This window comes from Sulfurimonas sp. HSL3-1, assembly GCF_039645995.1.
GTDB classification, from domain to species: domain Bacteria; phylum Campylobacterota; class Campylobacteria; order Campylobacterales; family Sulfurimonadaceae; genus Thiomicrolovo; species Thiomicrolovo diazotrophicus.
Map to the genome: position 1 here is coordinate 1,861,331 of NZ_CP147920.1, position 23,849 is coordinate 1,885,179.

Here is a 23,849-nt window from a genome sequence, read left to right on the forward strand (position 1 = left end):
TAACTCGCAATTAAATTACTGACGCGAGCGCGTCACAAACGAGGTATGTATGTCCCTGCTGATCAACGATGAGTGTATCGCCTGCGATGCCTGTAGAGAAGAGTGCCCGACCGAAGCAATCGAAGAGGGGGATCCGATCTACATCATCGACCCCGACCGCTGTACCGAATGTGTCGGTACTTACGATGAACCGGCGTGTATCGCCGTCTGCCCGGTCGACTGTATCGTCCCGGACAAAGACAACGTTGAAACCGTAGCTGAACTGAAATTCAAACACGACCAGATCATGGCCGAGTACGAGGACTGATTCCGCTACGCCTTCCTATTTGCGCCGGGCGCCCTAGCGCTTGTGCGTCTGCAACGCCGCTGACGCGCGTCTGCTCTTCAACACGAAATAGCCCCATAACGTCACCCCGTATCCGAAAATACTCAGCATGACGACCCCCACGGTCACAGACTCGAACAGTGCCTTATGTGCAAAACTGTCGGGGATCATATGCACGAGGATAATGGATAGCGCCCCCTTCATGCCGCTGAAGGTCAGAATGAACCACCCCTCGAAGCCTACCGGTTTGATCAGATTGAAACGGTGGCCGAAAAGGGCGAATTTTGCCATGGAGAGTGCACGGATCATCGTCGTCGCGGCGAACATCGCAAGAATCTCGTAACGGTAATACCACAGCTGTTCATAATCGACGATCTCCGCCAGGGTAAAGAAGATCATCACCGTCGCCAGGTACCCGAACTCCTTCGCCATCTCGAAGATATACTCCAGGCGCTGTTCCGTCGTCGCATGGTATCCGCCGAAACGGAGCTGGTGATAGAGCTGCTGCAGCCGGTAGCTCTTCGTTTTTCGCGCGTCGCGTTCACCGCTGCGCCGGATGTCGGCGTCGATCCAGGCCTTGGTGGCGATGATCGCGGCGATCAGGGTCAAAATACCGCTCACATGCATCTCCTCGCCCAGCACGTAGGCGGCATACCCTTCAACAACAAAGATAAAGAACTCCCCGCGTTGATGTTCGACGAGCTTCATCAGCAGGTAGAACCCGAACCCCATCGCGACCCCGAGACCGAGACTGACGGCGAAGACCCGTACGGCATCGAACGACGCCGCCACCGGGTCGATCGACCCGCTAAGCATCCACGGCAGCCCGACGAAAAAGAAGGCGATGACCGCCGTCGCGTCGTTCCCCAGCGACTCCCCCTCGATCAGCACCTTGAGATCGTGGCTGATCCCCTCAAAGCGCGACAGCACGGACTGGACACTCACCGCGTCGGTCGCCATGTTGATCGCGAACAGCGCCACATAGCCTCCCAGGCTCAGCGGCGCGAAGAGTTCCAGCTGATAGAGGCTCGCTCCTGCCGCAATAGAGAGTGCAACGGCAAAGACCGCCAGGTAGAAGATTTCGAATCCGAATTGCCGGACATCCTTGAAATGCAGATGCAGGGCGTCGCCCATAAAAATGAGCGGGATACAGAGCAGGATCACCGTATCAAAATGGGCGCGCAGATCGAGCGGGACGGCGGCAGGGAACATCTGGTAGACCAAGTAGGAGCCGATCAGCAGCAAAAAGACCGACGGGACTTTCAGACGATCCGCCAGCGTATCGGAGACGACGACCACGGCCAGGAGGGTGATCAGCATGATTTCGGGGGCAAATGAGTGCATAAGGCGTCCTGTTTTTCGCCATTATAGCGTGTCGCCTGCCGTCAAATGGGCTCCTGCCTCCCTCCTCTTGGCGGACTCTGAGGCGGAATTTTGTATAATCCACCAAAAAAGGCTCACCTATGGCGAAGCGTACCGCGATCATCGATATCGGGTCCAACTCCGTTCGAATGGTGGTCTTCGAAAAAAGCAGCCGCTTTGCCTTCTCCCTGCTGCATGAGTCCAAAAGCCGCGTCCGGATCAGCGAAGGGGCCTATGCCGATGAGGGTAACCTCCAGAGTGCCGCCATCGACCGCGCCCTGGAGGCCCTCGGCGAGTTTCTCAGCATCGCCCGCGCCTACGGTAGCCGCAAACTGCTCTGTGTCGCCACCTCCGCTGTGCGCGACGCCCCCAACCGCGCCCTCTTCCTCTCACGCGCCCGTAACGAGCTCGGCCTGCAGATCAAAGTGATCGACGGGGAGAAGGAGGCGTATCTCGGCGGGGTCGCTGCGGCCAACCTTCTTCCAGCCATGAGCGCCCGCACTATCGATATCGGCGGCGGTTCAACGGAATACGCCTGTATCGCCTCCGGGAACGTCCTGCAAAGCGCCTCGCTCAACCTGGGCACCGTCCGGCTCAAAGAGCTCTTCTGCGACCGGGGTGACCTTGACGGTGCCCGCGCCTATATCGATGCGCAGTTCGCCGCCATGCCGCCGGTGACGAGCCCTATTGTCATCGGCATCGGCGGCACCTTCCGCGCCCTGGCCCAGATCATCCAGAAAAACCAGGGGCATCCGATGAAGAAGCTGCACGCCTTCACCTTCGGGGCCGACGCGCTGATGGCACTGGGGAAGAAGATCCTCGCCGCCCCCGACGACAGCGCCCTCAAACAGCTCGGCGTCAAAAAAGAGCGCTACGACGTCATCCGCCCCGGCACACTGATCCTGATGCGCTTTTTGCAGCATGTCGGCTGCGAGACCCTCGTCACGAGCGGTGCAGGGGTGCGCGAGGGACTCTACCTCACCGACCTCCTGCGCCATAACCGCCACCGCTTCCCGGCGGGCTACAACCCCTCTTTACGCTACCTGCTAGACTGCCATACGATCGAAACAACCTTTTCCAACCAGCTCCCGACCGTCGCCATGCGCCTGTTTGACCTGCTGCAGGCCCCCATGCACCTTCCCGACAAGACCCGGCGGCTCCTCAAGATCGCAGCCCAGCTCGCCAAAGTCGGCGCGTCGGTCCATTTTTACTCCTACCACAAGAACAGCCAGTACCTGGTCGAAAGCGCCCTGGAGTACGGCTACAGCCACGAAGAGATCATGACCGTGGCAGCGCTGGTGCGCTACCACAAAACGCGGAAAATCGCCAAACCCTTTTACAGCGACTATCAGCGGCTGCTCCCGAAGGCGAAGATCCTCAACCGTCTCAACCTGCTGCTCGCGCTCTCCGACGCCCTGCTGACCCACCGGCCGCGCAACATCGACTTCGAGCTGACGCTCGATGACACGGGTGTCCTGCATGTCCGAGCCAAAGAGGGCAGCTCCCTCTATCTTGCCAAAGAGCAGATCGCACGGCTGGGCATCGAAAAAGAGCTGACGGTTCAGATCGCGTAGCAGCGGCGGCAATGCCGCATGGCGTTTGATGACAGGGAAGGGACAGCTTAGAAGCGCTGCCCGATGGTAAATTCGAAGTGGGAGATCCGGTCGTCCGTTTCCGGGTTGATCGGGTTGGCGAAGACCAGCTGCAGCGGTCCCATCGGCGAGAACCACTCCAGAGAGACACCGTATCCACCGCGGGAGAACTCCGACAGCGACGAAGTACCGATCCAGCCCCAGTCCAGGAAGGTCGTCAGGCGCATCTTCGCCTTCGGGGCCAGCGGGAAGCTCAGCTCGGCGTTATGCGAGAAGGTCTGTTTTCCCCCCAAGCGAACATTGTCGCCGGAAATGGCATTGCGGTAGTACGGCATGGAGTAGGACTCGTAGCCGCGGACCGACCCGAGCCCGCCCATGTAGAACCGCTCCGCCAGCGGCAGGTAACCCGTATCGCGGGCGAGGTAATAGCGCGCTTTGTAGCGGAAGATCAGGTCAAAGCCGAGCCACTCGTCCAGCCCGTTGTATTTGCTCAGTTCCGTCCTACTCTTGACATAATTCGCCTGGGCCCCGAGCCCGGCACGCTCGATGCTCTCCGAGATCGCCCACCCACTCCGCGCGACATAGTAGTCATCCGTATTGTCGAAGCTCATCGCCACCGAGACGGCGCTCTTGGCATAGCTCTCGAAAAAGCGCTGCTGATCCTGTGCGTAGAGCGACAGGTTCACGTCCCGGTAGTTGACGTTGGAGTAGGTGTAATTGAGGAACCCGGAGATGTAGCGGCTGAAACGGTGTCCCGTTCCCAGGGAGACCCCGTCGGAGTGGGTCGTATAGTCGTTGTACTGGAAATCGCTATAGAAAATCGAGAAGTTCCCGCTGAAATCGCTGTCGTTGAGGCGCGGATTGGAGATGTTGAACGAATAGTTGTTCGAACGCTGGGAGCGCTCCAGCCGCAGCCCGGTAGTGATCCCGGAGCCGAAAATGTTGCGGTCGTTGACCCCGACACTGAGCATGAACCCGCCGTAACTGCCGTACCCGCCTCCAAGCTGGATATTGCCCGTCGGCGCCTCTTTGACCTTGACGACAAGGTCCATGGAGTGGTCATCGACCCGTTTCTCCTCGATGGTGTTGGCGTCAAAATAACCGGTACGCCCCAGGGCGTTGCGCGAATCTTTCAGATCCGTCAACGAATAGAGGTCACCCGGCCCCAGGTAGAGTTCGCGGCGGACGATGCGGTCGAGGGTACGGTTGTTCCCCGAGATCACGACGTTGCGGATCCACACCTTTTCGCCCGGAATAATGCGGTAGACGACCTCGAGCGTGCCGTGTTCTTTGTCCTTGCGCAGGTCGGGAAGCACCCGGACGTAGGCGTAGCCCAGGTCGGCGATCTTCGTCTTGATCCGCTCCGCGTCATCCCGGAAGGTCTTGATATTGAACGGCTGCTCCGTCTCGAGGGTAATGACGTCGCGCAGGACGGCATCGTCAATGACGTGCGTCTGCTGGTGCAGCTCGATCGCCTTGGTAATGTAGACCTGCCCCTCGCTGACCTGGTAGCTCATCTCGGCGGTATAGTCGTCGAAATCGATCCGGGTAAAGGGGGCATCGACCTTCGCGTCCATATAACCGTGCTGCATATAGGTATCACGGATACGCATCGGGTCGTATTGCAGCTGGTCGAGCATCATCTTCCCGTCGTTGCGACCCCAGAACCATCCCATGAATTGATGCTCTTTATTGGCGATGTTTTCATCGAAAACGTCAGGGTCGAGCCCTTCCACGCCGCTGAAGTTCAGCTTTTTAATCAGGATCGTCTCGCCCTCGTTGACGACGAAGGTGACGGCGACGGAACCGTTATCAAGATGCTCTGTTTCGATCTCGACGACGGAGTCGATCTTCCCCTCCTGCGAGAGGTTGTCGACAATGCGCTTCTTCGCCGCCTCGAGCTTTTTCGGATCGTAGAGAGTGCCCTTTTTCAGCTGGACGACATCTTTCAGCGTATCCTCGTCCTTCTCTTTCCACCCCTTGAGCTCGATGCGCGAAATGACCGGCTTCTCAGTGAAATGAAGGGTCAGAACACCTGCGTCGTACGTCGCGTAGATGTCCGTGAAATATCCCTGCCCGAAAAAGCGCTCGATCGTCTTGTCGACCTTCTCCGTCTCCAGCGGCGTCCCCGCCTTCTGCACCAACAGCTGTTCGGCCACCCCCTCGGAGATGTGGACCAGCCCTTCGAATTGTACTTTTTCAACGGTTTCGGCGGCGAACGCGAGCGTCGCTGCCGTTAAAAACACCGCTATCAGTGCCGACCACTGTTTCATCAGAACCCTATATGCATATTTTCTTGTTTTTTGGAAACAAGGATTCTACCAGCCCGCAGGTTAATAGGACGTAAAAAGCCCCCTCTAATCCTGCGGGCGCTACAATAAGCGCGACATTAAGGAGGTGTGATGACACTGGGAATTATCGGACTGGGACTGATGGGTGGCTCGCTGGGAATGGACCTGCGGCAGCTTCCCTTCGTCAATGAGGTGATCGGACACGACCACAACGCCTCCCACTGCGACACGGCGCTGGAGCTGGGACTCGTTGACAGGGTCGTCGATTTCGACACCGTCTTGCAGTGCGATACGATCTTCCTTTCCGTCCCCGTCGACGGCATCATGAGCATCCTGCAGCAGATGCCCGGACGCATCAACGCGGACGCGACCGTCATCGACCTGGGCAGTACCAAAGCCCGCATCGTCGAGAGCATCCCGGAGAGCATCCGCCACAACGTCATCGCCGCCCACCCCATGACCGGGACCGAGAACTTCGGCCCCCAGGCGGCGGTCTCGGGACTTTACAGAGACAAGGTCGTCGTCCTGTGCGACATGGCTGATTCGGGCAAGCCCCAGCAGGAGACGGCCGTCCGGCTCTTCTCGGGCCTGCACATGCGGCTGCACTACATGCGCGCCCACGACCACGACCGCCACGCCGCGTTTATCAGCCATATGCCCCATGCCATCTCCTACTCCCTGGCCAATACGGTACTGAACCAGGAGGACAAATACAACATCCTCGCCCTTGCAGCGGGGGGTTTCCGCTCCATGAGCCGCCTGGCGAAGAGTTCGCCCAACATGTGGGAGGATATCTTCCGGCAGAACAAGGAGCACCTCCTCGAAGCGATCAGCCTCTTCGAAAATGAACTCGACGCCATGAAAAAGGCGATCAAGGAGGAGGCGTGGCAAGAGGTGCATGACCGCCTCGAAACGGGCAAGAAGCTGCACGAGATCCTTTTATGACCGAAGCGAACACGATTCTCCCGCAGAATCTCCAGGACCTCATCGCCAACCTCTCCTTCGTGCAGGCCGTGCCGCTGGGGACCCAGCAGGGGATCCCCTTCGTCGCCGTCAAGGTCGCTGACAATAACAGTAAGCTACTGGAGGACAACGCCGTCACCTGCGAGTTTAAACCTTCCATCTTCAACGTCGACTATAAGGGGCAGACCATTGCGCTGTGCATTGTGCAGTTCCGCATCAACGGCTCCGACCGCCACATCTACACCGCCAGCTACGATCTGCATAACGACAAACAGTACAGCGACTGCCACGACCTGCTCGCCATGACACAGTACGGCCTGCTCGTCGCGACGAACGATGTCCACACCTTCTTGCAGTTCGATACGAACTTCGCCGGTACCTTTAACCCGCAGCAGATGATCAAAGAAGCCCGCGCGAGCGCCTCCGATTACGACCCGCTGCTTTTCAGCGAGGTCTCCTACGGTCTGACGATGCAGGCCGATACGCCTGCACACCTCTGGGAGTACCTGGAGACGATCGCCCCCGCCCTGCACCGCTGGTACGCCCGGATGCAGCTACAGTCCGAAAAGGTCGAATGAACGCCTTCGATCTCATCGTCGCCGGCAGCGGCGCGGCCGGAATGATGGCCGCCATTGTCGCGGCCCGGCAGGGCAAGCAGGTACTGCTGCTCGAAAAACTCTCCAAACCCGGCGCCAAGCTCAAAGCCACCGGCGGCGGCCGCTGCAACCTCACCAACACCCTCGACAACGCCAGCTTTATGGGCCGTTTCGGCCGTGACGGCCGCTTTATGACCCCGGCGCTGGAGGCCTTCGACCACAAAGCCCTGATCGCTTTTTTCGGTGAGATCGGCGTCGAGACCCACGCTCCCGACGGTTACAGGGTCTTTCCCGTCACCCACAGCGCGGAGACGATCCTTTCGGCGCTGGAAAAGGAGCTTCATCGCCTCGGCGTGGAGGTCCGCTGCAACCAGAAGGTCGTTTCCGTCGAACACAACGGCGAGCATGTCACCGGGGTGAAGACGGAGACGGACACCTTCAACGCCCCCCATGTCGTGCTCGCCACCGGGGGGCTCGGCTACCCCCAGCTCGGCGCCGAAGGGGACGGCTACGCCCTCTCGCAGCAGGCGGGCCACACCGTTACCGAGCTCTACCCCGCCATGATGCCGCTGAAAACCAAAGAGACCTGGGTAGAGCACTGCCGCGCCGATACGATCCCCAAGGTCACCATCAAAGTCGACCTGAAAAAAGCGAAGAAACTGCGCGCGACCGGGGACCTCATCTTCACCAAGACGGGCATCAGGGGTCCCGCCGTCCTCGATTTCGCCCGCGACGTCACCCCGTTGCTGGAGCGTTATGGCGAAGTGCCGCTGCTGATCAATATGACGAAAGGGATGAGCGAAGACGAACTGCTCAAGCATTTCAAGGCGTACCAAAACGACCATCCCGACGCCGTCACGATCGACCTTGTCATGACCCTGCTGCCCGAGGCCCTCTCGCTGCAGCTCTGCGCCCTCGCCCACGCCGACCCGCAGGCGAAGTTCAACAAACTGGACGGCAAGGTGCGCGACGCCCTGCTCAAACGCCTCGCCTGGACCCCTCTTACCGTTACCGGCCACGACGGTTTCAAGATGGCGATGATCACCCGCGGCGGCGTGTCACTCAAGGAGATCCGTCCCGAAACGATGGAGAGCAAACTACTGGCGGGGCTCTACTTCTGCGGCGAACTGATGAACCTCGACGGTCCCTGCGGCGGCTACAACCTGCAGTGGTCCTTCGCCAGCGGCCACCTCGCCGGGCATCTCGGCCATCTCCCCGTTCCGCGGTAACAATACGGAAATTTTTGTTGGAGTATAATGTGATAACCTCCTCAAAAGGCACCGTAATCAAACAGAATATCAACTCTTTTTCCATCGCCGAAGAGATCTGGCACGCCGTCACCCACGGGCTCGGCCTGCTGCTGAGCATCGCGGCGATGAGCATCCTGACGCTGCTTGCAGCCCAGAGCGGCAGCGGCAAAGCGCTCGCAGGCGCCCTGGTATTCGGCATTGCGCTTATTTTGATGTACGGCATCTCCACCCTCTACCACGCCGTCACCGCGCCCATGGCGAAACGGATTCTCCAGCAGCTGGACCACTCTGCCATATACCTCCTCATTGCCGGGACCTATACTCCCGTCTCCCTGCTCGGCATCCAGGACGCATTCGGCTGGATCATCTTCGGCGTCGAATGGGGCGTTGCCGCACTGGGCATCTATCTGAAAGTGGCCTACCACGGCCGTTTTGAAACCCTCTCCCTCATCCTTTACGCCCTGATGGGGTGGCTGGTGCTCGTCGCCGCCAAACCGATGCTGGCGCACGTCGACACGCTCACCCTCTCCCTCCTGCTCGCCGGCGGACTCACCTATACCTTGGGGATTATCTTCTACGTCTGGGATTCACTGCATCTCAACCATGCCGTCTGGCACCTCTTTGTCCTCGGCGGCAGCATTTTTCACTTTTTCGTCGTCCTTTTTCTCATTCCAAGCCGATAGTTCCGCAGGCCGGGAAGAGCAGCGGTTTTAGGACGCACTTCTCTACTTTTGTGTACACTTGAGGGCATTACAGGCAAGGAAGGATCTTCAATCATGGCATCCAGGTGGTGGGAGCGCGCCGTCTTTTACCAGGTCTATCCCCGCAGTTTCGCCGACGGTAACGGCGACGGGATCGGCGACCTCCCCGGCATTATCGGTAAACTCGACTACCTGCAGTGGCTCGGCGTCGACGCCCTCTGGCTCTCGCCGCACTACCCCTCCCCGCAAATCGACGCCGGTTATGACATTACGGACTTCACGGCGGTCGAACCCGCCTACGGGACGATGGCGGACTTCGACCGTCTACTTGAGGCGATCCATGCGCGGGGCATGAGGCTGATCCTCGACCTTGTCCTCAACCACACCTCCGACCAGCACCCCTGGTTTTTGGAGTCCCGTTCAAACCGGGAGAACCCCAAACGCGACTGGTATGTCTGGCATGACGGCGACGGGGAGGGTCCGCCCAACAACTGGCAATCGGAGTTCGGCGGCTCCGCCTGGGAGCACAATGCCCTCACCGGACAGTGGTACTACCATGAGTTTCTCAAAGAACAGCCCGATCTCAACTGGCGGAATCCCGAGGTCAAAGCCGCGATGTTCGATGTCGCGCGCTTCTGGCTGGACAAAGGGGTAGACGGCTTTCGCCTGGATGCTATAGGCACCCTCTACGAAGACCCCGCACTGACCCCGCAGACGAGCCGCTACAGCGCCATTGACGTACTGCGGCACAACTGGCTTCCCAAAGAGACCCGCGACGACCTGCACTACATGGACATCGTCCGCGATCTGCTCCGCTACCAGCACGAACAGCCCGAGGTGTTTGCCCTGATGCGCGACTTCCGGGCCCTGATAGACACCTATGACGACCGTTTTCTCGTCGGCGAAACATCGGACGTCCGCTTTCTGGGAAACGGCAGGGACGCCCTGCACGGCATCTTCAACTTCGATGATGTGGCCCTCCCGGAATTGACGCCCGGTGCACTGCGGAAGATCCGAAGTGCCTGGCAAACTTCCGTGCCCGACGGCGGCGCGTTCTGCACGACCCTGAACAACCATGATCAATCCAGGATCGCCACCCACTTCGCTGCGGGGGAGCACTCCTTGCAGCCGTGCCGCATCGCACTCGCCGTTACCTTGTTGCTGGGAGGCATCCCTTTCCTCTATTACGGCGAAGAGATCGGCATGCGCGACTATGCCATCCAAAGCCTCGGCGAGCTGCACGACAGCGTCGGCAGGATCTACCGCGATCTCCGCCTGCAAGAAGGGATCGGCGATGCGCAGATCCTCATGGAGCTCGGCACCTTCTCCCGGGACCGCTGCCGGACGCCGATGCAGTGGGACCGCTCCCCCAACGCTGGCTTTGCTCCGGCCGGCGTCAGGCCATGGCTCCCGGTCCATGATAATTACCTTGAGGGCGTCAACGTGGCCGACCAAACTGCCGATCCCGACGCGCTTTTGCCTTTTTACCGGGAACTGCTCCATCTGCGCCGCACTCATCCTGCGCTCCAGACAGGCAGCTTGCTGGACCTCGACCCCTCAAACGAGGCGCTGCTTGTTTTCATGCGCACTTCCGGTGAGCAGCGCTGCCTCGTCATCCTCAGCTTCGCCTCCGAACCCCTGCAATGCCACCTCGGATGCCGCGGACGTATCCTGTTCCCAGACATCCAGAAGCAGACCTGGATCGCGCCGGGACCGTACGACCTCCCCCCCTTAGGCATCCTCATCGTTGCCATCGAAGAGAATCTGCACGACTCGGACCGTTTACCTCTTTTCGCTATGGTGTAAGGGACACCGTTTGCACTTCTCGCATGGGATTTGCATGTAGATTAACTTTGAATTTTTCACACCACGAAACACCATCACAGGAGGGTAGTCACATCTCTATTGTTCACTCAGAAGACATCCACATTCTGGCCACGGATCTCGACGGGACGTTCTTAGAAAGCGTCAACAAAGAAGACGATCCGCTTTACCGCTATTTGCACGACAATCCGAATATCATTCTTGTTTTCAACTCCGGAAGGAATATCGAACTGATCCTGCCGCTTTTGGACGACATGTCCATTCCGACCCCCCACTACATCATCGGCGACGTCGGCGCCTCCGTGCTTGACGGTGCGAACCTCGAACCCGTACAGCCGCTGCAGCACGACATCTCGAAACGGTGGTACAAGACCCTCGACTCCATCGCGGACCTGCGCGAGCAGCTTGAGACGCTCGAACGCCAGGACCAGCCCCAGGAGCGCCGGCTCTCCTACTACGTCACGAGCAGTACCATCCCCAGGGAGCTCGTCGACGAACTCAGCACCCGCGAGTGCGACGTCCTGCACTCCAACGAGATCTACCTCGACATCCTGCCCAAAGGCACCAGCAAGGGTTCCACCCTTGAAGCGCTGGTCGAACATCTGGGCGTGCCCAAAGAGCGGGTCATCGTCGCCGGAGATACCCTTAACGACCTGAGCATGTACCAGCACGGCTTCAAAGGCGTCGTGCTGAACAACGCCGAAACCCCGCTCAAAGAGGCGGCCAGCCAGATCGAGCACGCCTACTTTTCCAAGGCTCCGGGGACCCACGGCATCCTCGAAGCGATGCACCATTTCGGCATCGCCGAGGCGCAGGAGGTCGTCGAAGCACCCGCCCCCGCTTACGGCAACGCCGACCTCGTCATGGTCTACCACCGCCTCCCGTTCCAGGAGGTCGAAGAAGCGGGGAAGATCGTCCGCAAAAAACACACCAGTCCCAACGGCATCCTCCCCACCCTACTGGGCTTCTTTGCCAACGGCGAAAAGGGTTCCTGGGTCGCCTGGTCCAAGTGCGAAAGCCGTACCCCTGAAGATTTCGAGAAACACGTCGAGGTGGACAAAGAGCGGTACGAACATCTCCGGGTCTGCCGCGTCCCGCTGACGGCGTACGACGTCAAGATCTTCTACGAAGTCTTCTCAAAAGAGGCCTTCTGGCTTCTGCTGCACTCCTTCCACGAGAAAGCCGTCTTCAACCACGACCACTGGAAACACTTCTGCGAGGTGAACCGTATCTTCGCGGAAAACACGGCGGCCGAGGCGGCCGAAGGCGCCGTCGTCTGGATCCACGACTACAACCTCTGGATGGTCCCGGGCTACCTGCGGCAGCTCCGTCCCGACGTCAAGATCGCCTTTTATCACCATACGCCTTTTCCGTCAGCGGACATCTTCAACATGCTCCCCTGGCGGCGCGACATCATCAACTCGCTCCTGCAGTGCGACTATGTCGGCTTCCATATTCCCCAGTACGTCGACAACTTCGTCAATACGGTCCGTTCCAACACCCAGATCGAAGTCAACTCCCGCAAAAACGCCGCGCCGCTGTTCAAAACCTACGGCTGTGCGATCGGCGTCGATGACTATGCCGACTCTTTCACGACCGAGCTCAATACGGTCCGCCTCGGCGCACACCCCGTCGGCATCAACTGCGGCTACATCGAACAGCTTGCGGCCAGCGACCATGTGCAGACGCTCTACCACAAGATCCGCGACGAGATCGGCGACAACAAGCTGATCGTCTCCATCGAACGCACGGACTATACCAAGGGGCCGGTGGACAAGCTCAAAGCCTACGAACACTTCCTGGAGACCCACCCCCAGATGCGCGGCAAAATCAACCTCTTCATGGTCTGTACCCCGCCGGCGAAGGGGATGGCGATCTACGAAGAGATCACCCAGGATATTGCCTACCACGTCGGCCTCATCAACGGCCGCTTCGGCTCGTACAAATGGACCCCGATCCACTACGTCAACCGCGTCATTCCCTTTGAAGACGTCATCGCCTACAACTGCGCCGCGGACATCGGCTGGGTCACGCCGCTTCGCGACGGCCTGAACCTCGTCGCCAAAGAGTACGTCGCCGCTCAGCATGCCATCGGCGGCAATGGTGCGCTGGTGCTCTCCGAATTCGCCGGGGCCGCCGTGGAACTGCACGGCGCTTTCCTCGCCAACCCCTACGACAAGGTCGACATGAGCAATACGCTGATGCAGGCCCTCGAAGCACCGGAAAAAGAACGGATCTCACGGTTGCAACGCATGTCGAATATCATCCACCGCTACGACGTCAATGCCTGGGGGCAGGACTTCCTTTCCAGCGTAACGGAGAGCGACTAAACCTTTCGGAGGGGTCCGACCCTCTCCTTTTCCCCGCGCTTTGACAAACCTGTGGGTCGCCGAGAACGTGGAGAGGGAGTTGCAATACAGCATCCTATAAATATAGATGAAATTTCAGCACATGAGGGAATGGGACGTGTTATGAAAAGGTATCTCGGCTCCTTCACCATCGACATTTACGATCTCGGCGGGATTATGGAGACTCGCATCAATGACGAGGCCCGGTGGGTCGTCGAGCAGTATATCCGCACGATCAACGATGTCGCCGATGTCGACCACACGAGTCTCGAGCAAAAGGTCTCCGGTGAGTACATCGACGAAGAGCTGGACCGGTATCGGAACCTGCAGTTTTCGTTTGTCATGTCCTCCGGCGAAGAACGCCATGCGCTGCTGCGGGAGCTGTTCAGGCATTTAAGGGACATCGACACCGGCTGCATGGCCAATGTCGAACTCGAACCCTATTTCGGAGTATAACCGGATGAACCTAGCCTTGCGGAGAATGCCGGCTTACGGCGTACCGAACTCTTTGATGACAAGATGATCCGCACTGCTGTCGGCAGGATTGTACAGCGCATTTGTCGACCCGACAGCCATCCCGGACGACTCGGCTCTGACCCACATACTGACGGTATGGCTGCCGGCCGAGAGGCCGTCGAAGATCCCCGTGATCGTCGCCGGATGCGAAGGAAGACACCCCTCTTCGCCATACTGCAGCATCGTACGCGCAGGTCCCGCCGACGAAGGCGTGTCGTCGACCCGCAGTTCGAAAACGACCTGATCGTCGGCAATGACCCCGACACAGATGCGGCCGCTGTACTGGATCTCGAGCACGGAGGCGTCCTGCTGCTTGACATAGCTCCCCATATCGCCTATTTTGACGAACTCCCCGACAAACGTCCCGGTAAGAGGGGATGTCGTCCGGGGGACGGCCAGGGTACTCCATCCCAGCAGGCCGGTCGCGGCGATGGCGGCGGTGTTGGCCGAGATGCGGCTGTTGTTGTCGTTGATCTGCGTCGTATGCTCGCCGAAGTTGGCGTTGACCTCATCGGCAACGGCCGGCGTATTGGCGACAAAGGTGTTCATAGGGCCCACTTCCCCCGCCTGAAGCACGTTTACCAGCAGCAGTACGGCTGCTGTCCCCGTGATGCCTTTCATCGTCACTCCTTTTGGCCAGGTTGAGCGGCGTTATTTGAAGACGCTGCCGAGCATCCCTTTGACCGCCTGCTGAACGTCTGCGGGATAGACGACGAATTTGCCGTTCTGGCTCTCGCTCAGTTTCTCCAGTGCGGCAATGTAACGGTCGCCGAGCAGGAACATGGCGGGCAGCTCCTTCTCCTGGATCGATTCCGAAATACGGGCGATCGCTTCGGCAGAGGCCTGGGCCAGCGCGACCTGGGCCTGCGCTTCGAGCTTGGCGGCCTCGAGCTTCCCTTCGGCTTCCAGGATCATGGCATTCTTGTTCCCATCGGCCTTGGTGACGACGGCACGGCGTTCGCGCTCTGCGGCGGCCTGTTGTTCCATCGCTTTTTGCATGGAAGGGCTCGGGCTGATGTCCTGGATCTCGACGGACTTGACGGTGACGCCCCAGTCGGCGACGTCGTCGATGATCTGCTCTTTCAGGCGGGCCTTGATCATATCGCGGTTGGAAAGCGCCTCGTCCAGCTTCATCTCCCCGATAATGGAACGCAGCGTCGTCATAACGAGGTTGACGATGGCCATGCGGAAATCCTCGACACCGTAGACCGCGTCAGAGGGGCGCGTCACCCGTATAAAGGCGATGGCGTTGGTGAGGATGACGGCGTTATCCATCGTAATGACCTCCTGCTGCGGGACGTCGAGGATGATGTCCCGCGTCGTCATCCGCTCGCGCACGCCGTCGATGTAGGGGATAATGAGATTGAGCCCCGGGGTGAGGGTCCGGTAGAACTTGCCCAGCCGCTCGATGACCCACTCCTCGCCCTGAGGGACGACTTTGATCCCTTTGTAGAGCGTGACGATAATAACCAGGGCGAAGACGCCGATAAGATAGAGTGAAACCATTTAGTTCTCCTTGAGGGGGGTCACTTTGATCAGCTGGCCGCTGACGTCGACAATACGAACTTTGGTGCCTACGGCGAGCGGCTCGTCGGCGAAGGCGGGCCATTCGCGGTTGCCCAGGACAGGGATATCAAAGAGCACTTTTCCCCTTTGGGGCGGTTCGATCCCCTCGGTGACGGTCCCCTTTGTGTCGACCCTGTAATTGGGCTGACCGCTCTCCGACACGGTCCGTTGCCGTATAAAACGCCACCACCCCACGACAAAGAGCGTGGAGAGGATCGACCAAATCAGCAGTTCCGTAGAAAATGAAAGATCAAAGAGATAGGCCAGCGTCCCCGTCAGGATCGCGGCGACGCCGATTCCCAGCAGCAGAAAGGTCAGCGCCATCGTCTCCAGGCCTATCAGCACCATCCCCAGGATCACCCAGTGCCACCACTCCACGTTTGCGTTCAACCAATCGAGCATGCTTTACTCCTCCGTATTCACACAAGTATAGCGAATAAACCTGCATGAGTATGTCCTCAACGCGCTTTCCGCTCCCCACGTTTCAAACGGCCGAGCAGCGTGGCGATCTTGCTGCTGTCCGGAGCTTCCGCCGCTTCGTAGAGGTACTTCTCTACCGCCTCTGCGCTCTTTTTCGCTTCGGGATCATCCAGGTGCTTGAACAGTGCCACCAGCGCCGTGCGCAGCGAGTCGACACGGACCCGCTCTTCTCTGCTTCTGCGGCGTACGGCAAGCAGCGTCAGCGCGACGCCGAGGACAAAACCGGCAGCACTCCCCGCCGCCAGACTCCAGATCGTCATCGTCTCCTCCTTTGGAATTTCTCTCTGCTGTGAATGCACTGCGGCACGGACATGAACCGGCATCGGCAGCGACGCCGCCGTGACGACGCGCTGCGTCGCCGGGTCGAAACTGCGGAAACGCACCGATGGGATCGTAAAGTCCCGCGCACCGACCAGGGCAAAGGTCCGGTTCACTTCATTGTAGTAGCAGCCGTCCTTCCACGCAGCATTCGCGGTATGCCCCTCGTCAAAAACGCTGACACCGGCAACCGCCATCCGCAGCGGTTGTGCCGTTGCCAGGTTGCCGCACCCCGAGAGCGACAGAGTCAGGCGGACGGGTTCGCCGCTCTCGGTCGTGTTGCGGTCGATGACGGCCTTCAACGCGAAATCGCCAACCGCTTGCACCCCGCCCGGAACGGGATTGGCAAAGAGCGTTACGGGTTCGAAAAGATGCTGCTGCCATGTCACCGACGGCATCCACTGCCCCCACGCATCCTGCGTATAGGTGCGTTCGGCGACGTTCATCGCCGCCGTGCCGCTCGAGAGCTCCCCGCCTTGAAGCGGGGCGACGACGTACGTCTTCTCCCAAAGCTCCTTCCCGTTTTCGTTCCGCTCCTCGGCATGGCTCTGCAGCAGCTGGAAATGCGCCAGTTCCGGCGCCGCGAAACGGAAATCGACCCCCTTGTCCGACGCGGTGTGCGCAAAACGGTAGACAAGCTGCAGCGGTTCACCCTGGTAGACCTGGCGTGAGGAGCTCTCGACCGTCAGCTCGTAGCCCGAAAGCGCATTGACAGCCATCAGCAGAGCCAGCGCTTTACCACGGATCGACATGGTCGCCTCCCCCCGCGCGCTTCGGCGAGATCTTGTAGAGGTGCGTCCGGGTCTGCCGCTGCAGCGATTGGCGCCACATCGCCGCCTCGTAATCGCTCATCGCCGCCGTCTTCGCTTCGCCCGAGGCTTCGGAGGGCTTTGCCTCCTGCCCCTCGGATGTTTCCGTCTGCGCGGAAGGGGCCTGTGCGCCGCCTGCCGGAGAGGAAGCGTCGGAGGCACTGTGTTCCCCGCCCGTTTCCGTCATTGCGGCCGCTGCATTGCGGCGTCGCTCCGCCTGCACCAGGCGCATCAGCCGCCCCCGGACGATGGAGAGGTTCTCCCGCGTCTGCGGGTCGTTTTGGAGGTAGAGCGCCTTCTGGTACACCTTGATCGCCGCTTCAAGGTTCTCCCTGCCGCCCTGCATCGCCCGGGCGTTCCCCAGATTGTGCAGGGTTGCAAACTGCAGCAGCCGCTCCTTGGTGCGGATCCGTCCCCACAATGCCGCGGCCGCGTCGTATCTGCCCGCACGGTAGAGGGCATGGGCGCTGTCGTACATCGCTTGGGGGTCGTTATCCTTACGTACGCCGTAGCGGTAAAAGGCGCGGGCCGCGCGATCGTAATCGCCCTGCTCATAATAGTGCTGCGCCGTCTCCAGCAGTTCATAGTCAAAGGACTCCGCCCGCAGCGTTGCCGTATGTCCGAACAGCAGAACCCCCAGCAGCAGTGCCGGAGGCACGGCCACGCGCTCGCGGCGGCTCATGGAGGCGTTCGCCACGAGCAGCAAAAAGAGCGCCAGCCCCAGCGGCAGGATATAGAGCTGACCGTACCGGCGGATCTCCTTGACCCCCGTCTCGCCCCCTTCGGCATGGCGGCGAAGCTCATAGAGCAGTGCTGCCACGTCACGGGAGCCCACCGTCATATCAACATAAAAGCCGCCCGTGGATGCGGCCAGGGAGCGCAAAGCAGGGTTCAGTACCGTCCGGACCGGCCTCTTCCCCCGCAGGGCAGGGGTACCGTTTTGCTGCAGTACACCCCCCTGCGCCGTCCCAATCCCGAGGATGTAGAGGTGGAGCTTCTGCGCATTCGCGTAGGCGATCGCTTCGGAGAAGTCGCGACCGTCGCCTCCGTCGGTAAGCAAAAGAAGATTTTTCCGCCCCGTCTTGCCCATCACGCCGTTCGCCGCGGCCAGCAGCGCCATGATATCGGTCCCCTTCTCGGCGTAGGTATCGGACGCGAAATCTTCCAGCAGCGCCGTCAGCGCACTTTTGTCCGCCGTTGGCGGCACTACGGCATAGATGTCCCGGCCGAAGGCCAGTACCCCTATTTGTTCTCTTTTCGCCCGCGCGACCAGTGCAAGCAGCTTCGTTTTCGCGACGGCGGCGCGGGAGGGGTAGACGTCCTCCGTCTGCATGGATGCCGAGATGTCGACGGCGACCGTCAACGCCTCGTCCGGCGCCTTCACGACGGCCGTAGCCTCGGTAAGGACCGGCTGGGACATGGCGGCAATCAGCAAAACGAATATGGCCAGATAAATCAGGTTTCGCTGACGGAGGGAGAAGCGTTTTTCATTCACCCGGAGCCGTTCGAAAACCGGGCCGGCAAAGAGCTCCGCCGCCGGCTCCTTCTGGGTCAGGATAAAATAGAACAGGACCAGCACCGGCGGCAGCATCAGGTAGAAGAACTCGGGGTGGAGAAAGGTCATGCCACACTCCGGTTGCGCAGGTAAATATAGAGCAGCAGTGTCAGAAAGCCGGCAAAGAGCGGGTAGATGTAGTAATACTCATTGACGATCAGCACCGGCGGACGCTGGGGTGACTTCTCCAGGGTATCAATCTGCGCGTAGACATCGGCAAGGGATGCGCTGTCCCTTGCCGTGAAATACGCGCCGCCGCTCTGCGCCGTGAGCGTCTCAAGAATCGACTCCTGCGGGGCGGGTTCTTCACCGATAACGACGGCATAGAGGCGCACCCCCTCTTTGGCCGCAAGCCCCCCGACAACGTCGCTGCCCACCGGAGCGCCGGGCGTGTTCCGGCCGTCGGTCAGAACCACGACGATCTTTTCGGCGCTCTTCGCGCCGTGCAGCGAGACGATCCCCCGGGCCATCGCCTCGTAGAGCGCCGTGTATTTGCCCGCGATGCCGACATAGAGCTGCCCGATGATCTGCGAGAGCATCCCCATGTCGGTCGTGGGCGGCGCGGCCGTGAACGTGCGGGTGCCGAAGACGACGAGACCGACGCTATCGCTGCTGCGCTGCGTCACAAAGGCCTGCAGGATCTCCTGGACCGCCTCGAACCGGCTGCGGGTACGGTCGTCCGGGTCGAAGTCGCCGTTGCGCATGGAGGCGCTGGCGTCCACCACCAGGCTGATCGCATAACCCGGGGTACTGACGGGTTGGTAGACCCGCTCTTTCACCGGCGACATCAGGGCAACGAGCAGTAGGATGATTGAAGCCCATTTGAGCAGCCAGAGCCAGAAAGAGGGTTTGAGCGTGACCGCCGCGAAGGCGGCGAGGTGCGGAAAGTAGAAGCCCTGGTGGCGCATGCGGCAGAGCGCTTCGCAGGCCAGAAAAATGAAGAGGAAGGAGATGACTTTCGGGAATTCGAAAAAGACCCCTTCAAACATCGATCATCCCGAGATAGATCCTGAAATACGCACGGGTCTCCTCGTCGATGGGCGGCACGCGCTTGCGAAACTTGTAGGGTTCGAGACGCTGCTCCAGGTTCATGAAAGCCTCCTGAAGCTGCGGGGAGTCCGCCGCGAAACGGCGGCCAAGGCGGGTAATGGCGTAGGCAGCATCTTTTGCATCGTCGAGGTTGACCGCTTCCAGCGCTTTCAGAGATGCCCGGCGGGCGTTCTCCCTTCTCTCCTCGCGGTAACGGCGGATCACCAGGTAGAGAACGAGCAGCAGGAAAAAAAGTACAACGGCCGCCGCAGCCGCCAGGTAGTAAGGCGTGTAGTCATGGATCTCGACCAGGGGCTTGATGTCATGCAGCGGGATATCGTCTGAACGCATTATCGCCCCTCGAACAGGCGCCGGAGTTTGACGCCGATATGGTCATCCGTGTAGATCTTCGTAAACCGGATGCCGTCTTTGCGAAGCTGCTCGTAGAGGGCATGATCATGCTCGCGGACCTTCGCTTCGTAATTGCGAACGGTCCGGGCGTTGAAATCGCCCTCGAGCAGCATTCCGCTCTCGGGGTCGCGCAGCGAGGCGAATCCGAACGGCGGCGGATGCTCCTCGAAACGGTCGCGGACGATGATGCAGACGACCTCATGCTTCTTTGCCAGCAGCCGCAGTTGGGGAAGTTCGAAGAAGTCCCCGACGACAAGGAGCAGCGAGCGGCGGCGGATACGCTGGTAGAGCGTCTTCGCCATCGCGGCGTAATCGCTCTTTTTGCCGACCGCCTCGAAGGCATCGACCTTCTGCGTCAGCTCGGAGACGGCGTAGCGGTTCTTCGTCGGGCGCCCCTCGTCGTAGAGGCGGTCCGCAAAGAGCATGTAGCCCAGCGCGTCGCTGTTGTACTGCACGGCGTAGCCCACCGTCGCGGCGATCTCCGCCATCACCTCCTGCTTGAAACGGTGCTGCCCGAAATGGACGCTGCCGCCGAGCATCATCGCGACGACGACGCTGAGCTCCCGCTCTTCGCGGAAGATCTTGATGTAGGGGGTGCGCATCTTCGCCGTGATGTTCCAGTCGATATGGCGGATGTCGTCGCCGGGCATGTACTCGCGCAACTCGATAAAATCGTACCCCTCCCCGTGGAAGATGGAGGGGTTGTTGCCGATGAGCTCGCTGAAGACCTGGCGTCTGGCCTTGACGAGGATGCGCTGGACCGTTCCCATGAGGCTCCTACGGCAGCGGGACCGCTTCGATCACCCGGTCGATGATCTCGTCCGCCGTGACGCCGTCGGCCTCGGCCTCGTAGCTGAGTACGATGCGGTGGCGCATCAGTTCTTTAATAATGAAAGCGACGTCAACAGGGCTGGCGTAATCCTTGCCGCGCAGGTAGGCCATGGCCTTGACAGCCTTGAACATGTCGATGCTCACCCGGGGACTTGCGCCGAACTGCAGCTGATCTTCCAGGCCATCGAGCCCGTACGCCTTGGGCTCGCGGGTCGCAGTGACCAGCTCGATCATGTAGCGCTCCACCTCTTCATCGACGTGCACCTGTTTGACCTCCGCTTTGAGGGCTTCCAGGTCTTCATGGGAGATAACGGCGTTGATCGTCTCTGAGACGCCCGCGGCAATACGGCGGGCGATCTCGAGCTCCTCCTCTTTCGTGTTGTAGCCGACTTTGAGCTTGAGCATGAACCGGTCGAGCTGCGCCTCGGGAAGCTGGTAGACCCCCTCCTGTTCCACCGGGTTCTGCGTCGCCATAACAAAGAAGGGAGGTGCGAGTTTGAAGCTCTCCTCGCCTATCGTCACCTGCCGCTCCTGCATCACTTCCAGCAGGGCCGACTGCACCTTTGCCGGGGCCCGGTTGATCTCGTCGGCCAGCAGCAGGTTCGTAAACACCGGCCCGTGCTTGATCTTGAACGCGTTATGCTGCGGGTCGTAGATCTCGGCGCCGAGGATATCCGAGGGGAGGAGGTCCGGGGTGAACTGGACCCGTTTGAACTGCAGCCCAAGGCTCTGCGACAGCGCCTTGACCGTCGTCGTCTTCGCCAGCCCGGGGATTCCCTCGATAAGAATATGCCCTTCGCAGAGCAGGCCGATCAGCAGCCCGTCGATCATCTTTTCCTGACCAACGACGACTTTGGCCACCTCGGACTTGATCGCTTCGATTTTGGAGTACATCTAAAACCTTCATAAAGGATAATAGGGGCCATTATAGCGTTTTGAAGGTATAGATTGCCCTGCCCCGATGCCGTTGGATAGGCGCAGGAGAGGTGGAAAAATATCCCATTTCAACACCGGAAAAGCTTTATCACACTTTTTTTGGATTTTTTTCCAAAAAGTATTGACTTTAAAAACTGTTTTTCGTATAATTCCCGTCCACAAACGAAGAGAGCCTATCTTAACGTTTGAATGTCTCGTTAGCTCAGCTGGTAGAGCACGTCACTTTTAATGATGTGGCCGTTGGTTCGAATCCAACACGGGACACCATTGTTACTCCTTAGTGGCCCCATCGTCTAGCGGTTAGGATCCCAGATTTTCATTCTGGTTACCGGAGTTCGAGTCTCCGTGGGGTCACCACTTTCCCAACTATTTTTACACTGAAAAATCCCGAAACAAAAAAAAAGATGCTCTTATTGCGTTTGTTACTGCAGCGCGCCCGATGCCACCAGGCGTTTGACCAGCTTCATATGGTTCATTACGCGCTGAAAATAGGGCCAGTTCACCATGCCGCCGTTGTAGCCGCTGACGCTTTTCATATAGTCGTGGCGGCGGTTTTTGAGGATGACGAGGTAGTGCGCGGCGATGCCGGCGGAGAGTTTGAGGTCGGTGAGCAGCAGGTTGGCGATCTGCATGTCGCTGCTCGCCTTTAGCCATGCCAATGTCTTAACGCGCGCGGCCACATAGCGGGCGGTAGCCACCTGAACCTGCATCGGCCCCAGCGATGCCTTGGTGATGTCGACCCCTTTGCGGAAATCTCCTATGATATTCCGGCCCGCACTGCTCTCCGTCAGACAGATAGCGCTGAGGGTGTTCTCATAGGTCTCGCCGCTGCGGTCGGGAATGCTGCGCGCGACATCCCGCACGGTCTGCAGTGTCGAGAGCTGTTCCGGCGTGAGCGCAGCGCGCACGAACTCCGTCGTGGCATAGAAAAGAATCAGTAGACGTTTCATTGGGGCTTCCTCGTCAAAAAAATGCGTGGAATTTTACAGGAAAAGTGTGTTGAAGGGCGATAGATAATTGTTTTAAATAAAACTATTAAGAATATCTAATATAGAAGTGCTGATACCTTCCGTGATACAGGCAATAGACGGCTTAAGAAAAATGGGTAAAATTGACACTTTATCGGGAAAAATGAGCTTGAAATGGCTGTTTTCTTAAAAAATATGCACTGAAAAAAATGTGGAAGAGAGAAGGGGTGCTACTATTATTCCCAATCTCTGAACTTGTCCGAGGTGTGTTTGTCCTTTTTGTAGCGGCGGCGGTTCATCGACTTTTCGATCTGGTTGGCGGTATAGAGGATATCCTCTTTGAGCTCGTCGATTGTCGCATCGCTGTCGCGGTAGGAGAGGATCTTGGTCACGAGGGTCTCGAGATCGTTATAGTCCCCTTTGTAGAGCGGGACCTTCTCGATGCGGTCAAGGTATTTGCGGTTGTTGTCGACTTTCTTGTCGAACTGCTCCCGCGTCGGCTCTTCCGCCTTGAAAAGATACTTGGTGATACTGCTCGTAAAACGCTCGAGTACCCGGATATAGCGGAGCCTTGCGGCATCTTCCACTTTTTTCGCCGACGCTTTTGCCAATAATTCACCTTTCGGGGGAGCTCAGACGGTATAATTATACCTATTCTAATAAGGTTGCAACGCTCTATGAAAAAACTGATTCTATTTTGGCTTATTGTTGCCGGGCTCCTGCATGCCGAGGTCATCAATGCACCGGCAAGCAAGACCCTTCTGGCCAAACAGATCCCCATTGTCGATATCCGGACCCCCGGCGAGTGGAAAGAGACCGGCCTGGTCAAAGGGAGCATTCCCATCATGTTCTTCGACGAAAAAGGGGGGTATAACGTTGATCGCTTCATGCTTCAGCTCAAAGCCAAGGTCGATACGACCAAACCCTTCGCCCTGATCTGCCGTACCGGCAGCCGCACGTCGATGCTGGCCCCTTTCCTTGCGCAGACCTACGGCTATACCGTCTACAACCTGCAAGGCGGCATCATGACCGCCTACCGCGCGGGCCTTCCCATCGTTCCCTATCAATGAAACCGCTTAAAATCGCCCTGCTGATCCTTATCAGGATCGCCGCCGTTTTCGGCGTCATCGGCCTGATCGTCTTTCTCTTCTGGGGCTTTTTGTACCTGCTGCTGTACT

The 23,849-nt window shown here is 59.2% G+C and carries 23 protein-coding genes and 2 tRNA genes; 12 read left to right on the forward strand and 13 right to left on the reverse strand.

What is annotated here, in order from left to right; translation table 11 throughout:
• The first annotated feature begins 49 nt into the window (after window positions 1-49).
• On the forward strand, window positions 50-307 hold the full coding sequence (locus tag WCY31_RS09580; RefSeq protein WP_231018856.1) for a YfhL family 4Fe-4S dicluster ferredoxin: 258 nt from the start codon (window positions 50-52) through the stop codon (window positions 305-307).
• Between the two features lie 33 nt (window positions 308-340).
• On the opposite strand, the gene WCY31_RS09585 is transcribed toward WCY31_RS09580, so the two are convergent.
• A complete protein-coding gene (locus WCY31_RS09585) occupies window positions 341-1,669 on the reverse strand; it encodes a cation:proton antiporter (protein ID WP_345972206.1) in 1,329 nt (442 codons plus the stop codon).
• Between the two features lie 119 nt (window positions 1,670-1,788).
• Here WCY31_RS09585 and WCY31_RS09590 point away from each other — a divergent pair, with 119 nt between their 5' ends.
• Complete coding sequence (locus WCY31_RS09590; RefSeq protein WP_345972207.1) at window positions 1,789-3,261, forward strand: Ppx/GppA phosphatase family protein; 1,473 nt, start codon at window positions 1,789-1,791, stop codon at window positions 3,259-3,261.
• A gap of 47 nt (window positions 3,262-3,308) precedes the next feature.
• On the opposite strand, the gene bamA is transcribed toward WCY31_RS09590, so the two are convergent.
• Window positions 3,309-5,552 (reverse strand): outer membrane protein assembly factor BamA, encoded by a 2,244-nt coding sequence (gene bamA, locus WCY31_RS09595; protein WP_345969571.1) that lies wholly within the window; start codon window positions 5,550-5,552, stop codon window positions 3,309-3,311.
• A 129-nt stretch (window positions 5,553-5,681) separates the two neighbouring features.
• Here bamA and WCY31_RS09600 point away from each other — a divergent pair, with 129 nt between their 5' ends.
• The 7 genes from WCY31_RS09600 (at window position 5,682) to WCY31_RS09630 (ending at window position 13,708) form a co-directional block, all read left to right on the forward strand.
• A complete protein-coding gene (locus tag WCY31_RS09600) occupies window positions 5,682-6,515 on the forward strand; it encodes a prephenate dehydrogenase (RefSeq protein WP_345969572.1) in 834 nt (277 codons plus the stop codon).
• Window positions 6,512-7,111 (forward strand): hypothetical protein, encoded by a 600-nt coding sequence (locus WCY31_RS09605; protein WP_345972208.1) that lies wholly within the window; start codon window positions 6,512-6,514, stop codon window positions 7,109-7,111. Before WCY31_RS09600 ends, WCY31_RS09605 begins: the two co-directional genes overlap by 4 nt.
• Entirely contained in the window at window positions 7,108-8,358 is a 1,251-nt protein-coding gene (locus WCY31_RS09610) for an NAD(P)/FAD-dependent oxidoreductase (RefSeq protein WP_345972209.1), read from the forward strand. Before WCY31_RS09605 ends, WCY31_RS09610 begins: the two co-directional genes overlap by 4 nt.
• A 29-nt stretch (window positions 8,359-8,387) precedes the next feature.
• Window positions 8,388-9,062, forward strand: coding sequence for a PAQR family membrane homeostasis protein TrhA (gene trhA, locus WCY31_RS09615; protein WP_345972210.1), 675 nt, complete (start codon window positions 8,388-8,390; stop codon window positions 9,060-9,062).
• Window positions 9,063-9,155: 93 nt separating this feature from the next.
• The gene (locus tag WCY31_RS09620; protein ID WP_345972211.1) at window positions 9,156-10,886 is read left to right on the forward strand and encodes an alpha-glucosidase; all 1,731 of its coding nucleotides are present in this window, start codon (window positions 9,156-9,158) and stop codon (window positions 10,884-10,886) included.
• Between the two features lie 47 nt (window positions 10,887-10,933).
• Complete coding sequence (ggpS, locus tag WCY31_RS09625) at window positions 10,934-13,234, forward strand: glucosylglycerol-phosphate synthase (protein WP_345972212.1); 2,301 nt, start codon at window positions 10,934-10,936, stop codon at window positions 13,232-13,234.
• A 141-nt stretch (window positions 13,235-13,375) separates the two neighbouring features.
• Window positions 13,376-13,708 (forward strand): hypothetical protein, encoded by a 333-nt coding sequence (locus WCY31_RS09630; RefSeq protein ID WP_345972213.1) that lies wholly within the window; start codon window positions 13,376-13,378, stop codon window positions 13,706-13,708.
• Window positions 13,709-13,741: 33 nt separating this feature from the next.
• On the opposite strand, the gene WCY31_RS09635 is transcribed toward WCY31_RS09630, so the two are convergent.
• From WCY31_RS09635 to WCY31_RS09675, 9 genes are read right to left on the reverse strand one after another with little or no spacing between them, the layout of a single operon-like run.
• On the reverse strand, window positions 13,742-14,389 hold the full coding sequence (locus WCY31_RS09635) for a hypothetical protein (protein ID WP_345972214.1): 648 nt from the start codon (window positions 14,387-14,389) through the stop codon (window positions 13,742-13,744).
• A 30-nt stretch (window positions 14,390-14,419) separates the two neighbouring features.
• Window positions 14,420-15,274 carry an SPFH domain-containing protein gene (locus WCY31_RS09640; protein ID WP_231018871.1) on the reverse strand — a complete coding sequence of 285 codons (855 nt, stop codon included), beginning with the start codon at window positions 15,272-15,274 and terminating at the stop codon, window positions 14,420-14,422.
• A complete protein-coding gene (locus tag WCY31_RS09645; RefSeq protein WP_231018872.1) occupies window positions 15,275-15,736 on the reverse strand; it encodes an NfeD family protein in 462 nt (153 codons plus the stop codon).
• Window positions 15,737-15,792: 56 nt separating this feature from the next.
• A complete protein-coding gene (locus tag WCY31_RS09650) occupies window positions 15,793-16,884 on the reverse strand; it encodes a hypothetical protein (RefSeq protein WP_345972215.1) in 1,092 nt (363 codons plus the stop codon).
• Window positions 16,868-18,565, reverse strand: coding sequence for a VWA domain-containing protein (locus WCY31_RS09655; RefSeq protein WP_345972216.1), 1,698 nt, complete (start codon window positions 18,563-18,565; stop codon window positions 16,868-16,870). Before WCY31_RS09655 ends, WCY31_RS09650 begins: the two co-directional genes overlap by 17 nt.
• Complete coding sequence (locus WCY31_RS09660) at window positions 18,562-19,485, reverse strand: vWA domain-containing protein (RefSeq protein WP_345972217.1); 924 nt, start codon at window positions 19,483-19,485, stop codon at window positions 18,562-18,564. The genes WCY31_RS09655 and WCY31_RS09660 overlap by 4 nt, the downstream gene beginning before the upstream one ends.
• The gene (locus tag WCY31_RS09665) at window positions 19,478-19,876 is read right to left on the reverse strand and encodes a hypothetical protein (RefSeq protein ID WP_345972218.1); all 399 of its coding nucleotides are present in this window, start codon (window positions 19,874-19,876) and stop codon (window positions 19,478-19,480) included. Before WCY31_RS09665 ends, WCY31_RS09660 begins: the two co-directional genes overlap by 8 nt.
• The gene (locus WCY31_RS09670; protein WP_345972219.1) at window positions 19,876-20,706 is read right to left on the reverse strand and encodes a DUF58 domain-containing protein; all 831 of its coding nucleotides are present in this window, start codon (window positions 20,704-20,706) and stop codon (window positions 19,876-19,878) included. Before WCY31_RS09670 ends, WCY31_RS09665 begins: the two co-directional genes overlap by 1 nt.
• A gap of 7 nt (window positions 20,707-20,713) precedes the next feature.
• Window positions 20,714-21,661 carry a MoxR family ATPase gene (locus WCY31_RS09675; RefSeq protein WP_345969585.1) on the reverse strand — a complete coding sequence of 316 codons (948 nt, stop codon included), beginning with the start codon at window positions 21,659-21,661 and terminating at the stop codon, window positions 20,714-20,716.
• Window positions 21,662-21,894: 233 nt separating this feature from the next.
• Here WCY31_RS09675 and WCY31_RS09680 point away from each other — a divergent pair.
• Window positions 21,895-21,970 (forward strand) — tRNA-Lys (locus tag WCY31_RS09680).
• 15 nt (window positions 21,971-21,985) lie between these two features.
• Window positions 21,986-22,060, forward strand: a tRNA-Glu gene (locus WCY31_RS09685).
• Window positions 22,061-22,125: 65 nt separating this feature from the next.
• Here WCY31_RS09685 and WCY31_RS09690 read toward each other — a convergent pair.
• Together WCY31_RS09690 and WCY31_RS09695 are read right to left on the reverse strand one after the other, a co-directional pair.
• A complete protein-coding gene (locus tag WCY31_RS09690; protein WP_345969586.1) occupies window positions 22,126-22,653 on the reverse strand; it encodes a hypothetical protein in 528 nt (175 codons plus the stop codon).
• A 254-nt stretch (window positions 22,654-22,907) separates the two neighbouring features.
• Window positions 22,908-23,282 (reverse strand): hypothetical protein, encoded by a 375-nt coding sequence (locus WCY31_RS09695; RefSeq protein ID WP_345972220.1) that lies wholly within the window; start codon window positions 23,280-23,282, stop codon window positions 22,908-22,910.
• Between the two features lie 66 nt (window positions 23,283-23,348).
• Here WCY31_RS09695 and WCY31_RS09700 point away from each other — a divergent pair, with 66 nt between their 5' ends.
• Window positions 23,349-23,741, forward strand: a complete 393-nt coding sequence (locus WCY31_RS09700; RefSeq protein WP_345969588.1) for a rhodanese-like domain-containing protein — start codon at window positions 23,349-23,351, stop codon at window positions 23,739-23,741.
• Window positions 23,742-23,849 lie beyond the last annotated feature (108 nt).

Coding starts and splice junctions, on each gene's coding strand:
- WCY31_RS09580 (WP_231018856.1), top strand. CDS start 50: ATGTCCCTGCTGATCAACGATGAGTGTATCGCCTGCGATGCCTGTAGA.
- WCY31_RS09585 (WP_345972206.1), bottom strand. CDS start 1,669: ATGCACTCATTTGCCCCCGAAATCATGCTGATCACCCTCCTGGCCGTG.
- WCY31_RS09590 (WP_345972207.1), top strand. CDS start 1,789: ATGGCGAAGCGTACCGCGATCATCGATATCGGGTCCAACTCCGTTCGA.
- bamA (WP_345969571.1), bottom strand. CDS start 5,552: ATGAAACAGTGGTCGGCACTGATAGCGGTGTTTTTAACGGCAGCGACG.
- WCY31_RS09600 (WP_345969572.1), top strand. CDS start 5,682: ATGACACTGGGAATTATCGGACTGGGACTGATGGGTGGCTCGCTGGGA.
- WCY31_RS09605 (WP_345972208.1), top strand. CDS start 6,512: ATGACCGAAGCGAACACGATTCTCCCGCAGAATCTCCAGGACCTCATC.
- WCY31_RS09610 (WP_345972209.1), top strand. CDS start 7,108: ATGAACGCCTTCGATCTCATCGTCGCCGGCAGCGGCGCGGCCGGAATG.
- WCY31_RS09620 (WP_345972211.1), top strand. CDS start 9,156: ATGGCATCCAGGTGGTGGGAGCGCGCCGTCTTTTACCAGGTCTATCCC.
- WCY31_RS09630 (WP_345972213.1), top strand. CDS start 13,376: ATGAAAAGGTATCTCGGCTCCTTCACCATCGACATTTACGATCTCGGC.
- WCY31_RS09635 (WP_345972214.1), bottom strand. CDS start 14,389: ATGAAAGGCATCACGGGGACAGCAGCCGTACTGCTGCTGGTAAACGTG.
- WCY31_RS09640 (WP_231018871.1), bottom strand. CDS start 15,274: ATGGTTTCACTCTATCTTATCGGCGTCTTCGCCCTGGTTATTATCGTC.
- WCY31_RS09645 (WP_231018872.1), bottom strand. CDS start 15,736: ATGCTCGATTGGTTGAACGCAAACGTGGAGTGGTGGCACTGGGTGATC.
- WCY31_RS09650 (WP_345972215.1), bottom strand. CDS start 16,884: ATGTCGATCCGTGGTAAAGCGCTGGCTCTGCTGATGGCTGTCAATGCG.
- WCY31_RS09655 (WP_345972216.1), bottom strand. CDS start 18,565: ATGACCTTTCTCCACCCCGAGTTCTTCTACCTGATGCTGCCGCCGGTG.
- WCY31_RS09660 (WP_345972217.1), bottom strand. CDS start 19,485: ATGTTTGAAGGGGTCTTTTTCGAATTCCCGAAAGTCATCTCCTTCCTC.
- WCY31_RS09665 (WP_345972218.1), bottom strand. CDS start 19,876: ATGCGTTCAGACGATATCCCGCTGCATGACATCAAGCCCCTGGTCGAG.
- WCY31_RS09670 (WP_345972219.1), bottom strand. CDS start 20,706: ATGGGAACGGTCCAGCGCATCCTCGTCAAGGCCAGACGCCAGGTCTTC.
- WCY31_RS09675 (WP_345969585.1), bottom strand. CDS start 21,661: ATGTACTCCAAAATCGAAGCGATCAAGTCCGAGGTGGCCAAAGTCGTC.
- WCY31_RS09690 (WP_345969586.1), bottom strand. CDS start 22,653: ATGAAACGTCTACTGATTCTTTTCTATGCCACGACGGAGTTCGTGCGC.
- WCY31_RS09700 (WP_345969588.1), top strand. CDS start 23,349: ATGAAAAAACTGATTCTATTTTGGCTTATTGTTGCCGGGCTCCTGCAT.